The sequence below is a fragment of the Streptomyces bullii genome (genome assembly GCF_042657145.1).
GTDB lineage: Bacteria > Actinomycetota > Actinomycetes > Streptomycetales > Streptomycetaceae > Streptomyces > Streptomyces bullii.
This window is the reverse complement of the sequence record NZ_JBHSNY010000007.1, coordinates 196677-209903: the sequence shown is the minus strand read 5'-3', so window position 1 is coordinate 209903 and position 13227 is coordinate 196677. Positions and strand designations below refer to the sequence as shown.

The window sequence follows — 13227 nt, the reverse complement described above, 5'->3', positions numbered from 1 at the left end:
AGGGGGGTCACGCCCGTATTGACACCGCACTGGTCCAGACCGCACCGTGATCCGCGACACACCTACCCCCGGAGGGACCCGCATGAGCGACCGTCGGCCGGCCGACCAGTTTCTCGACGCCGCGATCGGCCTGCTCGAACGGCTCCGTGACGAGGAGGCCGCGGGCATCGCCGCCGCCGGCGCGCTGCTCGCCGACACCGTCGCCTCCGGCGGCCGGCTCTTCGCCTTCGGCGCCGGCCACTCCTCCCTCGCCGCGCAGGACGTCGTCTACCGCGCGGGCGGCCTCGCCCTGATGAACCTGCTCGCCGTCCCGGGCGTGGTCGGCGTCGACGTCATGCCCGCCCCGCTCGGCTCCGCCCTGGAACGGGTCGACGGCCTCGCGAGCGCCGTCCTGCACAGCTCCCCGCTCCGCGCCGGCGACGCCCTGGTGATCGTCTCGCTGTCCGGGCGCAACGCCCTGCCCGTGGAAATGGCCATGACCGCCCGGGCGACGGGCGTGAAGGTCATCGGCGTGACCTCGGTGGCGTACGCCTCGCAGACCACCTCGCGGCACGCCTCGGGAACGTTCCTGAAGGACCACTGCGACGTGGTCCTCGACTCGAAGATCGCGGTCGGCGACGCGGAACTCACCCTCGACAACGTCCCCGCGCCCTTCGCCCCCGCCTCCACGGTCGTCGCCACGGCCCTCCTCCAAGCCGTCATGGCCACGACGGCCGCCGCCCTAGCCGACCGAGGAATCGAGCCGCCGCTGCTGCGCTCGGGGAACGTCGACGGCGGGCACGAGTGGAACAACCACGTCATGGAGCAGTACGGGGACCGGATCTTCTACCGGCACTGACCCGGCGGGCCCGGCGGGCCCGCCTCACCCACCTAACCCGCCGGCCCACAAGGCCCGCCTCCTCGCCCGACCCGCCGGCCAACCCGACCCCCCGGCCACCCTGCACCGCGGACCCGCCTGGCCCGTCGGCCCACAAGGCCCGCCTCGCTCGCCCGACCCTGTGACCCACACAACCCGCCGGCCCACACGACCCGCCGGCCCACAAGGCCCGCCTCCTCGCCCGACCCGCCGGCCAACCCGACCCCCCGGCCACCCTGACACCACGGGCCCGCCTGGCCCGTCGGACCCGCGGAACGGCCTGGCCCGTCGGACCCGCGGAACGGCCTGGCCCGTCGGACCCGCGGAACGGCCTGCCGCCCGGCCCTCGGGCCCGCGGAACCGCCCGACCTGCGCCGGCACCGCCCGGCCCGGCTGACTCCCCGGCTCGCCTATCCCTGCGGGCGCACCGAGTCCGCCAGGTCCAGCGCCGCCGCGATCCGTACCGCCACATCCTCCGCGTAGGTCGCGTCGGACCGCTCGAACGCGCTACGGCCCGCACCCCGCAGAAACGTCACGACGCCCAGCGTCCGGCCCCGGCTGCGCAGCACCGCGCACAGCGCGTGCACCGCGTCCGGCGGCCACTGCCGTGCCAGCGCCCACGCGCGGGCCTCGTCGGCAGACACCGGGCCCGCGCCCGCCCGCACCGTCCCGGCCCGCTCGGCACACTGCAGGGCCGGATGCCCGGCCTCGTACCGCGCGGGCAGCCCCGCTTGGCCGGCGAGCCTGCTGGGACCCGGTGCCCCGGACGGGGTGGCGGCGACCCGCACCAGCCGGATCGGCCCGTCGGCGTCCGCGTCCGCCACCGGGCCGCCCGCCACGCGGTCGATCAGCGCGTGGTCGGCGAAACCGGCGAGCGCGAAGTCCAGGTGGACGGTCGCGGCCTCCCCCGGGTCCTCGCACTCGGCGGCCGCCCGCGCCGCCCGGTGCAGCTGCTGGGTACGGAACCGCAGCAGCGCCGCCTCCTGTTCGCTCTGCTTGGCCTCCGTGACGTCCTGGAAGAGCCAGCCGACCCCGAGCGGAACCGGCTCCTCCGCGAGCGGGGAGGCGAGGCGCAGGAAGCCGCTGCGCCAGCAGCGCCGCTTGTGGCCCTCCGGTGTGCGCACGCTCACCCAGATCTCGGCGGGTGCGGGCGGGGCGCCCTCGGCCAGTACGTGCGTGAGGGCACTCTCCAGTTCCTCGACGCCCTGGGCGAGCAGCTCCCCGAGAGGTCGCCCGAGGACGGACGTACGGCCCGTGCCCAGCGCGCGGGCCGCGTGCGCGTTGACCACCGCCGGGCGCAGGTCGGCGTCGACGAGCACGACGCCCCAGCTCGCGTCCTCGAACAGTGCCTCGCTCAGCGCGATCGACCGCTCCAGGTCGATCTGCGCGTGCACCTCGCTGAAGGCGCAGTACACGCCCGCGGGCTTGCCGTCCGGGCCGCGTACGGCCGCCGACTGGGTGCGTACGAGGACCCGCCCGCCGTCCTTCGTGAGCAGCGCGAACTCGTGCACCTGTCGGCCCGGGGCGTGCATGGCGGACATCAGCCGCCCCTCGACTTCCTCGGCGTCCGCGCGGCGCACGGCCCACCCGGCCAGCCCGTGCCGGCCCACCGCCTCGGCCGCCGTCCACCCCAGGATCCGCTCCGCCTCACGGTTCCAGTGCGTCACGACCCCGTCCGCGTCGAAGGCGCACAGAGCCGCGTCCATCCCGTCCAGCAACGCGGCAAGCAGATCCGAACCGTCCGAGCTGTCCCGCTCGGGCTCCTCCGGCCCCAGCTCGTCGGTGGTCCCACTACGCCGGGAAGCACTCACCTGGACCCCCTGCAGGCTGCGTCCGCACGTACGGCACGTCGGTTCGCTACTTGCAATCATTCAACTTGAACGTGACCCAGCGCACATCGGGTTCCCACAAGATTGCAGGAATCGTTGTACGGGTCCATCCACCGTCAGGGCCTGCTGCCGTGGCGTCCGACGCCCCCCGCGCCGCCGGCGATCCGCTCGTACGCGCGTACGAGACGGCGGCCCGTTCGTACCGGCCCCGTCCCCGGGCGATCAGCCCGTCGGCACCCCGGCGGCCCGCCGATCGAGGGGATCCTTTGAGGGACTTACCGCTTTCCACCCGTAGACGGAACCATGAATTCGTAGGTGGGCGAGGCATTGAAAACACGCCCTGTGGCCTGGTAGCCGTGCGGTTCCAGAACGGAAAGGATGCCGGCCATTTCTTCTTCCGTATGCGCCTCGGCGAACACCCGCGGCCGGTAATTTCGCAGAATCTCCCGAGCGCCCGCGAGTGCCTGTGCCTCCATGCCCTCGATGTCGAGCTTGATGACAGCGACGGGCCCTTTCACCAAGGTGTCCAGCCGACGAGTGTGGAGCGTGTGGTTCACCCGGTCCAGACGGACGTCCACCGTGCCCTCCGTGTCGGACAGCGCCCACTGCGAGGTCTCCACCCTGCTCTCCAGGCCGTTCAGCTCCAGGTTGCGCCGCAGACGTTGCATCGCCACTGAGCGCGGTTCGAAGGCGTAGACCCGGTCGGACGGGCAGCACAGGGCGAAGAAGACCGTGTGCGTTCCGATGCACGCACCGACATCAAGGTAGGTTCCGGGGATCTGCAACGAGGCGATGTAGTCAAGGAAGGCATGCTCGTAGAATTTTCCCCGGAGCAGCGGCCCGTACATGGTGCCGGGGCATTCCGGGTCGACGCCCTCGTCGTCGAAACGGCAGATTTTACCCGCGTACTTGATCTCGATCACAGATATTCTCCTCGCCTGGGTCGCCCCCATTTTCGATCCTGCACGTATTGCCGAGTCACCGCTGATCGAGTGATACGAGCTGGGACGACTCCTGCGCCTGCTGCCGCGCCGACCGCGAGCGCGTCCCGGACGACGTCGTCGCCGTCGACACAGCCGAGTGCGGGGCTCTGGCCTGCCGCGGGCGCGCACCTGCCGGGGCTGCTCGGTCAACGTCTCGAAAAACCGGTTGATCGGTGGCCGAGCGGTTCCTAAGGTGCCTGGTACACGAGAAGGGAGGTGGTTCGGCAGATGTATGAAAACCGGACGCGTGAGGTGGCTGCGGGCTAGCGGCCCGTCACCACATCCAGTGCGGTGCCGGACCAGCACGTGAGAGACGCGTGCAGCCGGCCCAATCCCAAGCAGTCACCCGACCCGCGAGTCGCCGGTACGTCCGGCCGGCTCCTCCACTGGAGGAACCAGACTCGCGGGTCGTCTGCGTTCTGGCCCTCGTTCCCGCACGCGCATGTGCGGACCCGCTACGGCTGAGAGCCGGCTGAGCTGGTGGGGCGGCCCGTGCGGCTGTATCCACCGGAGCGGTGGATCGAGGAGCGCGGAGCGGTGTGCGCCCGTGCCGCGGCACGACGAGCTGCGGGCCGCGGATCGCTGAGGAGCTGGACCGGCTCGCGTCCTGATGCCCGGCCGGGGTCAGGACGCGAGCCGCTCGGTGTGGGATGGGTCAGCGGGCTATGTCCGCGTACCCCTCGATCTCGCGCGGGTCGCGGGGGCCGGGGCCCATGTAGCGGGCCGAGGGGCGGACCAGGCGGCCGGTGCGCTTCTGTTCCAGGATGTGGGCGGACCAGCCGGCCGTGCGGGCGCAGGTGAACATCGACGTGAACATGTGGGCCGGCACCTCGGCGAAGTCCAGGACGATCGCCGCCCAGAACTCGACGTTCGTGGCCAGGACCCGGTCGGGGCGGCGGGCGTGCAGTTCGGCCAGGGCCGCCTTCTCCAGGGCCTCGGCGACCTCGAAGCGGGGGGCGCCGAGGTCGCGGGCCGTACGGCGCAGGACGCGGGCGCGGGGGTCCTCGGCGCGGTAGACACGATGGCCGAAGCCCATGAGGCGTTCGCCCTTGTCGAGGGTCCTCTTGACGTAGGCCTCGGCGTCCCCGGTGCGTTCGATCTCCTCGATCATGTGGAGGACCCGGGAGGGTGCACCGCCGTGCAGCGGGCCGGACATGGCGCCGACGGCGCCGGACAGCGCGGCCGCCACGTCGGCGCCGGTGGAGGCGATGACCCGCGCCGTGAAGGTGGAGGCGTTCATGCCGTGCTCGGCCGCCGAGGTCCAGTAGGCGTCGACCGCCGCGACGTGCTTGGGGTCGGGCTCGCCGCGCCAGCGGATCATGAAGCGCTCGACGACGGACCGGGCCTTGTCGATCTCGCGCTGCGGAACCATGGGCAGGCCCTGGCCGCGGGCGGACTGGGCGACGTACGACAGGGCCATGACGGCGGCCCGGGCGAGATCCTCGCGGGCCTGCTCGGCGTCGATGTCGAGGAGCGGTTTGAGGCCCCAGACGGGGGCCAGCATGGCGAGTGCCGACTGGACGTCGACGCGTATGTCGCCGGAGTGCACGGGGATCGGGAACGGCTCGGCGGGCGGCAGGCCGGGGTTGAAGGCGCCGTCGACGAGCAGGCCCCAGACGTTGCCGAACGAGACGTGCCCGACGAGGTCCTCGATGTCGACGCCCCGGTACCGCAGGGCGCCGCCCTCCTTGTCCGGTTCGGCGATCTCCGTCTCGAACGCGACGACTCCCTCGAGCCCGGGTACGAAGTCGGACATCAGGCGGCTCCTCGAGATGTGGACGACAGATGGTGTTGTGGGGTGGGACGGCCCCCTGGTGGACGTCCGGGGGCACGGCCGGGGGACGACCATGTGCCGGTGTGCGGGCGGAAGCGGTGGCCGTCCGCCGGTTCCACGGTCGTTTCCGGCGACTCGCGGTCCTGGACGGTCCGATCCCCCCTGTGATGCCCCGTGCGGTCGGCGGTCATCCAACCGGGACGGCACCAGCACGATATCCCCGGGTGTCAACCTTGGGGAGGGTTCGCGGCACTCAGTGCCACTCAGTGACGAAGGCCACCGTGCATACGGCAAGATGACCGGGTGACCGACCGCGACGCCGTCCCCTTCGATCTCGCCTCGATGCGCAAGCAGTACCGGGCCGAGGGTCTCTCCGAGTCCGACCTGGCCGCCACGCCCGTGGAACAGTTCGCGCGCTGGTTCAAACAGGCCGCGACGGAGGGCGGCATGTTCGAGCCGAACGCCATGGTGGTCTCCACGGCGGACGCCGAGGGCCGGCCGAGCTCCCGCACGGTGCTGCTGAAGCACTTCGACGAGCAGGGGTTCGTGTTCTACACCAACTACGACTCCCGCAAGGCGCGTGACCTGGCCGAGAACCCGTACGTCTCCCTGCTGTTCCCCTGGCACCCGATGGCCCGGCAGGTGATCGTCAGCGGGGTCGCGCGCCGGACCGGACGCGACGAGACGGCGGCGTACTTCCGTACCCGGCCGCACGGGTCCCAGCTCGGGGCCTGGGCCAGCGCCCAGTCCTCGGTGATCTCCACGCGCGCCGATCTCGACGGCGCGTACGCCGAGCTGGCGGCCCGCTACCCGGAGGGCGAGCAGGTGCCGGTCCCCCCGCACTGGGGCGGTTTCCGGGTGGCTCCGCAGACGGTGGAGTTCTGGCAGGGCCGGGAGAACCGGCTGCACGACCGGTTGCGGTACGTGGAGCAGGCGGACGGGAGCTGGCGGGTGGAGCGGCTCAGTCCGTGAGGAGCGGATTGCTGCCCCGCACCGCCGGGCTCGTCAGAGCTTGCCCCAGACGTACGCCGTGCGATGGCCGTCGAGGAGCTCGGCTATCCGGGTGCGGAACCGCGGGGTGAACTCGGGCCAGTTCCAGAACTCGAAGCCCAGGTGGCCCACGGCGAAGCAGTCGTCGGCCCAGACCCATTCGGGCAGCGGGACGGGCTGGGCGCAGGCCGGGCAGTCGACGGCGGCGGCGCCGGTCCTCCGCCAGTCGGTGATCGCCGCGACGAAGCGCGGCCAGACGCCGTCGCCTGCCGTGCCCGGGTGCTCCTGGTCGCTGCCGTCCGCGTCGTCCGGCACGAGGTCGTGCGGATCGGCGTCGAGCGGGGTCGTCGTGGCGCAGCGTGGGCAGGTCACCGCCTCCGGGGCGTCCTGGCCGCCGTCGAAGACCGTGCGCCCGGTGTGCACGGCCAGGCCGTCGGTCGGTTCCCAGTCGGCGTCGTCCTCCGCCGCCGCCCGCTCCCAGTGCGGGCCCGGCGGGTGCCCGAGCGGCTGCCCCAGGACGCAGTCCTCGCGCTCGGCGAGGACGATGCCCTCGGCCACGAGCCAGTCGACCACGCGCTGCGCGAGTCGTGGTGCCTCGTCCTCGCCCGCGTCCAGGTCGACGATCGTCTGGAAGTAGTCCCCCATGGCTGTCCCCCGTCCCCCGTGGTGTCACCTGCTGTCACCGGCTTCCCACCGTACGGCCCGCCACTGACAACGGCCGGGAACGACGCCGGGCGACGGCCTCGCCCCGGTCCTTCGCGCCCTTCTCCTGCTCGCCGCCGCCCTTCTCACTCCCGGGCAGCCTCAGCCCAGCGCCTCGTCCAGCAACTTCGCCCACTGCGTCACCACCCGGTCGCGCCGCGCGGCGTCGTCGGTGAGGAGGTTGGCCAGTCCCAGGCCCCGGGCCATGTCGAGGAGGCCCTGGACGGTTTCCCGGACACCCGGCCGGGACTCGTCGGCGCCGAGCAGTTCCACCGCGATGCGGTGGGTGTCGCGGCCCACCCGGGCCTCCAGCTCCGTGACGCGCGGGCGCAGCTGGTCCTCGTTGGAGGCGGCGACCCACAGGTGCAGCGCGGCGCGGAACAGCGGGCCGGTGTAGAGGTCCACGAGGGCCGCGACCACGGCCCGGCGGTCGCCCGCGGCGCCCTGCGGGAAGAGGGAGCGCAGGGCCACCGAGCGTTCCTCGGCGACGTACTCGACGGCCGCCGTGAACAGGTCCTCACGGGTCGGGAAGTGGTGCTGGGCGGCGCCGCGGGAGACCCCGGCGCGTTCGGCGACGACCAGGACCGTGGAGCCTGCCCAGCCGTGCTCGGCGAGGCAGGCCACGGCGGCTTCCAGGAGCCGCTGCCGGGTGGCCCGGCTGCGGTCCTGCTTGGGGAGTCGGTCGGCCCGAGCGTCGACCGCGTTCACAGCACCCATGCGGGATCCCGTCGTTCCAGGAAGGCCGTCATCCCCTCGCGGGCCTGCGCGGAGGAGAACAGCCGCGCCGAGAGCGCGGTCAGGTCGGCCGCGTCCCGGTCGAAGGTCTCCAGCACCCTAGCCGCGAGCAGTCGTTTCGTCTCGGCCAGGGCCTGGGGGGAGGCGCGGCGCACCCCGTCGAGGACGGGAGCCAGGACGGCGTCCACGTCGTCGCCCGCCGCCGTGAGCAGGCCGATGCGGGCGGCCTCGGGGGCGTCGAAGCGTTCGCCGGTGAGGTAGTACCGGGCCAGGGCGCGGGGGTCGGTACGGGGCAGCAGGGTCAGTGAGATGACCGCCGGGGCCACGCCGACGCGGACCTCGGTGAAGGCGAACGTGGCGTCCAGGGACGAGACGCCGATGTCGCAGGCGGCCAGCAGACCCAGGCCGCCCGCCCGGACATGGCCGGTGACCCGGGCGATGACCGGCTTGTCGACGCGGACGATCTGCCGGAGCAGGCCGACCAGCGCGTCCGGGGGCGGCGGGTCGCGCAGGTCGGCGCCCGCGCTGAAGGTGTTGCCGGTGTGGGTGAGGACGACCGCGCGGACGCCGTCGTCCTCGGCGCAGGCGGTCAGCGCGTCGCCGAGCTCCCCGACGAGCGCGGCCGACAGGGCGTTGCGGTTGTGCGGACAGTCGAGGCTGAGGGTCTCGACGCCACGCGCGCGCGTGCGGCCGACGAGGGTCATGGGCGCTCCCGGAGGCGGCGGCGCAGGATCTTGCCGGAGGCGGCGCGGGGGACGCCGTCGATGAAGGTGACGCGGCGGACCCGCTTGTACGGGGCGACGCGTTCGGCGACGTACATCATGACCTCTCCTTCGGACAGGTCGGGGGCGGTCGGCCGGCGGACGACGTGGGCGTGCGGGATCTCGTTGCCGTCGTCGTCGTGGACGCCGACGACGGCGGCGTCGGCGATGCCGGGGTGGGTCAGCAGCAGCGCCTCCAGTTCGGCGGGGGCGACCTGGAAGCCCTTGTACTTGATGAGTTCCTTGACGCGGTCGACGACGAAGAGCCAGCCGTCCTGGTCGACGTGGCCGACGTCCCCGGTGTGCAGCCAGCCGTCGCCGTCGATCATCGCGGCGGTGGCGTCGGGGCGGCCCAGGTAGCCCTTCATGACCTGGGGGCCGCGGATGAGGATCTCGCCGGACTCGCCGACGGCGAGGTCCTTGCCGGGGTCGTCGAGGGAGACGATGCGCATCTGGGTGCCGGCGATGAGCCTGCCGACCGTTCCGGGGGGCGCGTCGTGCACGGCGTCCAGCGGGACGACGTGGGTGCCGGGCGAGAGTTCGGTCATGCCGTAGGCCTGGCCGACGGGCGGCAGGCCCAGCCGCTTCGAGCAGGCGGCGGCGAGTTGGGCGTCCAGGGGGGCTGCGGCGCTGACGAGGTACTTCAGGGACGACAGGTCGTAGTCGGCGACCAAGGGGTGCTTGGCGAGGGCCAGGACGATCGGCGGGGCGACGTACAGGCCGGTGATGCGGTGGTTCTGTACGGCCGCGAGGAACGTCGTCAGGTCGAAGCGCGGCAGCACCACGACGGTGGCGCCCTGCCTGAGCGGCGCGTTCATCAGGGCCGTGAGGCCGTAGATGTGGAAGAACGGCAGGACGGCGAGGATGCGGTCGCCCGGTCCGGCCGAGATGGCCGGCTGGAGCTGGGCGAGGTTGGTGGCGATCTGGCGGTGCGTGAGCATCACGCCCTTGGGGACGCCGGTGGTCCCGGACGAGTACGGCAGGGCGGCCACGTCCTCGGCCGCGTCGATGTCCACCTCGGGCGCGGGGGCCGTGGAGGCCAGCATGTCGATCAGTGAGCGGTGTCCGGGCGCGCTGTCGCACACGAAGATCTCCCGTACTCCGCCGGAGATCTCGGCGGCCCGGCGCGCGATGTCCAGCATGGGTGACACGGTGACGATCCAGCGGGCCGCCGAGTCCCGCAGCTGCTTGCCGAACTCCTCGGCGGTGGCGAGCGGGTGGACGGTGGTGACGGTGGCGCCCGCGCGCGTGGCGGCGTAGAACGCCACGGGGAAGGAGATCGTGTTGGGGCTGTGCAGGGCGAGGACGTCGCCCTTGCGGACACCGGCCTCGGCGAGGGCGGCGGCGATGCGCCGGTGGAACCGGTCCACCTGCTCGTACGTGAGGGTCGTGCCGTCGGTGCCGTCGATCAGGGCGGGTGCCTCACCGAACGCGGCGGCCCGGCCCAGCACCGCCTCGTGGATGGGGAGTTCGACGGGCGGGACGTCTGCGTACTCGCTGCGGAACACGGTTCCTCCTCGCGGCACCGCTGTGCCGGATCAGTACGACTTGGGCAGGCCCAGCGTCTGGTGGGAGACGTAGTTGAGAATCATCTCCCGGCTCACCGGTGCGATACGAGACACCCGCGCGGCCGTGATGAGCGAGGCGAGCCCGAACTCGCGCGTGAGGCCGTTCCCGCCGAGGGTGTGCACGGCCTGGTCGACCGCCTTCACACAGGCCTCCCCGGCCGCGTACTTGGCCATGTTGGCGGCCTCGCCGGCGCCCGCGTCGTCCCCGGCGTCGTACAGACGGGCCGCCTTCTGGGTCATCAGCCGGGCCAGTTCGAGGTCGATGTGCGCCTGGGCCAGGGGGTGGGCGATGGCCTGGTGGGCGCCGATGGGGGCGTTCCAGACGGTGCGCTCGCGCGCGTACGCGACGGCCCGGGAGATCGCGTACCGGCCCATGCCGATCGCGAAGGCGGCCGTCATGACGCGCTCCGGGTTGAGGCCGGCGAAGAGCTGCAGCAGGCCGGCGTCCTCGTCGCCGACGAGGGCGTCGGCGGGCAGCCGTACGTCGTCCAGGACCAGCTCGAACTGCTTCTCCACGGCGTGCAGTTCCATGTCGATGGGGCGCCGGTGGAAGCCGGGCGCGTCGCGCGGGACGATGAACAGGCAGGGCTTGAGGCGCCCGGTGCGGGCGTCCTCGGTGCGGCCGACGACGAGGGTCGCGTCGGCGATGTCGACGCCGGAGACGAACACCTTGCGGCCGGTCAGGAGCCAGTCGGCGCCGTCGCGGCGGGCCGTGGTGGTGATGCGGTGGCTGTTGGACCCGGCGTCGGGCTCCGTGATGCCGAAGGCCATGAGGCGGCTGCCGTCCGCCAGGCCCGGGAGCCACCGCCGCTTCTGGGCGTCCGTGCCGAAGCGGGCTATCACCGTGCCGCAGATGGCCGGGGAGACGATCATCATCAGCAGGGGGCAGCCGGCGGTGCCGAGTTCCTCCAGGACGAGGGAGAGTTCGGTGATGCCGCCGCCTCCGCCGCCGTACTCCTTTGGCAGGTTGACGCCCAGGTAGCCGAGTTTTCCTGCCTCCGACCAAAGTTCCTGGGCGTTGCATGGGCGGCCGTGGCGGTTGCCGAGTGCTGCGACCGCGGATCGCAGGGCCTTGTGTTCGTCGGATTCCGTCGTTTGGGGCATGGGGCTCCTTCCCGGGTGCGGGTTCGTCATGGCGGGCGGGGGTGACGCGGTGGAGCCGCGCTCGCGGTGCGGCCCCGCGCCCCTAGAGCACGACCGCCAGCACCATGCCCGGCTCCACCTGCTGTCCGGGTACGGCGTGCAGGGCCGTCAGGGTGCCTGTGACGGGCGCTGTGATCTGGTGCTGCATCTTCATCGCCTCCAGCCACAGCAGGGGCTCTCCGGCCCGTACGGCGGCTCCTGCGGCCAGGCCGTCGGCGACACGGACGACCGTGCCCGGCATGGGGGCCAGGAGGGAGCCGGGGGCGTGCTGGGCGGTGGGGTCGGGGAAACGGGGCAGGGCGGTGAGGTGTGTGGTGCCGACGTCGACCTGGTCGCCGTAGCGGGCCACGTCGAACCGCCGTTGTACGCCGTCCACCTCCAGGACCACGAGCGCGGGGTCGGCGCGCACCACCCGCACGCCGTCGGCGGCCGGGCCGGTACGGGTGTGCCGGTAGCGCACCTCGTGCTCCTGCCCGGCCACGGCGTACCGCTTGAGCTGCGGCTGGGAGGGCAGGTTGCGCCAGCCGCCGAAGCGGGAGCGGCCGTGCGCGTCGGCGAGGGCGGCGGCCAGCGGCGCGTACGGGTCCGGCGCCGGTTCTGTGAGGTCGGGCAGGTGGCGGTCGTAGAAGGCCGTGTCCATGCAGCCCGTGGTGAACTCCTCGTGGCGCAGGGAGCGCACGAGCAGGTCCCGATTGGTGACGGGGCCGTGGAGCACCGTCCGCTCCAGGGCCGTCGCGAGCTTGCGGACCGCCTCCGCGCGCGTGGGGGCGTGAGCGACGGCCTTGGCCACCAACGGGTCGTAGTGGACGGTGATCTCGTCGCCGTCCTCGTAGCCGGTGTCCAGGCGGATGCCGTCGGGCACGGCGAGGCGGTGCAGACGGCCGGTCTGCGGGGCCCAGTGGCGGGCGGGGTCCTCCGCGTAGAGGCGTGCCTCCACGGCGTGGCCACGCGCGCGTGGCGGTTCGTCGTCGAGGGCGTGGCCCTCGGCGATCCGGATCTGCTCCGCGACCAGGTCGACGCCGAACACGGCCTCGGTGACGGGGTGTTCGACCTGGAGGCGGGTGTTCATCTCCAGGAAGTGCGCCCTGTCGTCGGCGACGAGGAACTCGACGGTGCCGGCGCCGACGTACGACACGGCGCGGGCCGCGCGCACGGCCAGCGCGTGCACCTCGCGGGTGAGCCGCTCGGACAGCCCGGGCGCCGGCGCCTCCTCGATCACCTTCTGGTGGCGCCTTTGGAGGGAGCAGTCGCGGGTGCCGAGCGCCCACACGGTCCCGTGGGTGTCGGCGAGGACCTGCACCTCGACGTGCCGGCCGCCCTCCACATAGGGCTCGACGAAGACCTCGCCGTCGCCGAAGGCGCTCGCGGCCTCGGCGCGTGCCCCGTCCAGGGCCGCCTCCAGCTCCTCCAGCCGCCGGACGACCCGCATGCCGCGTCCGCCGCCGCCCGCGGCCGCCTTCACCAGCACCGGCAGGTCGGCCTCGGTGACCTCGCGCAGGGGCTCGATGCCCATGAGCTCCTTGGCGCGCGTCTTGGACGCCATCGCCTCGATCGCCTCCGGGGGCGGCCCGATCCAGACCAGTCCCGCGTCGCGGACGGCCCGCGCGAAGCCGGCGTTCTCGGAGAGGAAGCCGTACCCGGGGTGCACGGCGTCCGCGCCGGCCGCGACGGCGGCCTTCACGATCGCCTCGCCGCGCAGGTACGTCTCGGCGGGCGCCGCTCCCGGCAGCCGTACCGCCGTGTCGGCCACGCGCGCGTGCAGGGCGCTTTCGTCGGGGTCGGAGTACACCGCGACCGTGCGGATGCCCAGTTCCCGGCAGGTGCGGAAGACGCGGCAGGCGATCTCGCCCCGGTTGGCGACGAGCACAGAAGTGATCACTGGGGGT

At 73.0% G+C, this 13227-nt stretch carries 11 protein-coding genes; 2 read left to right on the top strand and 9 right to left on the bottom strand.

Annotated elements, in window-relative coordinates; genetic code table 11:
- The first annotated feature begins 82 nt into the window (after positions 1-82).
- The gene (locus ACFPZJ_RS21420; RefSeq protein ID WP_381023986.1) at positions 83-838 is read left to right on the top strand and encodes an SIS domain-containing protein; all 756 of its coding nucleotides are present in this window, start codon (positions 83-85) and stop codon (positions 836-838) included.
- A gap of 428 nt (positions 839-1266) precedes the next feature.
- Here the strand turns inward: ACFPZJ_RS21420 and ACFPZJ_RS21415 are convergent, their stop codons facing one another.
- From ACFPZJ_RS21415 to ACFPZJ_RS21405, 3 genes are all read right to left on the bottom strand, one after another.
- The gene (locus tag ACFPZJ_RS21415) at positions 1267-2667 is read right to left on the bottom strand and encodes a PAS domain-containing protein (protein WP_381023983.1); all 1401 of its coding nucleotides are present in this window, start codon (positions 2665-2667) and stop codon (positions 1267-1269) included.
- A gap of 293 nt (positions 2668-2960) precedes the next feature.
- Positions 2961-3608 carry an FkbM family methyltransferase gene (locus tag ACFPZJ_RS21410; protein ID WP_381023981.1) on the bottom strand — a complete coding sequence of 216 codons (648 nt, stop codon included), beginning with the start codon at positions 3606-3608 and terminating at the stop codon, positions 2961-2963.
- Between the two features lie 715 nt (positions 3609-4323).
- Positions 4324-5424 (bottom strand): citrate synthase 2, encoded by a 1101-nt coding sequence (locus ACFPZJ_RS21405; RefSeq protein WP_381023978.1) that lies wholly within the window; start codon positions 5422-5424, stop codon positions 4324-4326.
- A 321-nt stretch (positions 5425-5745) separates the two neighbouring features.
- On the opposite strand from ACFPZJ_RS21405, the gene pdxH reads away from it, so the two are divergent.
- The gene (gene pdxH / locus ACFPZJ_RS21400; RefSeq protein ID WP_381023975.1) at positions 5746-6414 is read left to right on the top strand and encodes a pyridoxamine 5'-phosphate oxidase; all 669 of its coding nucleotides are present in this window, start codon (positions 5746-5748) and stop codon (positions 6412-6414) included.
- 33 nt (positions 6415-6447) lie between these two features.
- On the opposite strand, the gene ACFPZJ_RS21395 is transcribed toward pdxH, so the two are convergent.
- The 6 genes from ACFPZJ_RS21395 to ACFPZJ_RS21370 form a co-directional block, all read right to left on the bottom strand.
- Complete coding sequence (locus tag ACFPZJ_RS21395; protein ID WP_381023972.1) at positions 6448-7077, bottom strand: hypothetical protein; 630 nt, start codon at positions 7075-7077, stop codon at positions 6448-6450.
- 159 nt (positions 7078-7236) lie between these two features.
- Positions 7237-7851: a TetR/AcrR family transcriptional regulator gene (locus ACFPZJ_RS21390; protein ID WP_381023969.1), complete on the bottom strand. Its 615-nt coding sequence runs from the start codon at positions 7849-7851 to the stop codon at positions 7237-7239.
- Positions 7839-8573 carry an enoyl-CoA hydratase family protein gene (locus ACFPZJ_RS21385; protein ID WP_381023966.1) on the bottom strand — a complete coding sequence of 245 codons (735 nt, stop codon included), beginning with the start codon at positions 8571-8573 and terminating at the stop codon, positions 7839-7841. The genes ACFPZJ_RS21390 and ACFPZJ_RS21385 overlap by 13 nt, the downstream gene beginning before the upstream one ends.
- Positions 8570-10138, bottom strand: coding sequence for a 4-coumarate--CoA ligase family protein (locus ACFPZJ_RS21380; protein ID WP_381023963.1), 1569 nt, complete (start codon positions 10136-10138; stop codon positions 8570-8572). Before ACFPZJ_RS21380 ends, ACFPZJ_RS21385 begins: the two co-directional genes overlap by 4 nt.
- Before the next feature lie 30 nt (positions 10139-10168).
- Positions 10169-11302 (bottom strand): acyl-CoA dehydrogenase family protein, encoded by a 1134-nt coding sequence (locus ACFPZJ_RS21375; RefSeq protein WP_381023961.1) that lies wholly within the window; start codon positions 11300-11302, stop codon positions 10169-10171.
- An 82-nt stretch (positions 11303-11384) separates the two neighbouring features.
- Positions 11385-13220, bottom strand: coding sequence for an acetyl/propionyl/methylcrotonyl-CoA carboxylase subunit alpha (locus tag ACFPZJ_RS21370; RefSeq protein WP_381023958.1), 1836 nt, complete (start codon positions 13218-13220; stop codon positions 11385-11387).
- Positions 13221-13227 lie beyond the last annotated feature (7 nt).

Bases quoted from the DNA above. Each gene is read 5' to 3' on its own strand.
- ACFPZJ_RS21395 (WP_381023972.1), bottom strand. From the start codon at position 7,077: ATGGGGGACTACTTCCAGACGATCGTCGACCTGGACGCGGGCGAGGAC.
- ACFPZJ_RS21420 (WP_381023986.1), top strand. From the start codon at position 83: ATGAGCGACCGTCGGCCGGCCGACCAGTTTCTCGACGCCGCGATCGGC.
- ACFPZJ_RS21375 (WP_381023961.1), bottom strand. From the start codon at position 11,302: ATGCCCCAAACGACGGAATCCGACGAACACAAGGCCCTGCGATCCGCG.
- ACFPZJ_RS21385 (WP_381023966.1), bottom strand. From the start codon at position 8,573: ATGACCCTCGTCGGCCGCACGCGCGCGCGTGGCGTCGAGACCCTCAGC.
- ACFPZJ_RS21390 (WP_381023969.1), bottom strand. From the start codon at position 7,851: ATGGGTGCTGTGAACGCGGTCGACGCTCGGGCCGACCGACTCCCCAAG.
- ACFPZJ_RS21405 (WP_381023978.1), bottom strand. From the start codon at position 5,424: ATGTCCGACTTCGTACCCGGGCTCGAGGGAGTCGTCGCGTTCGAGACG.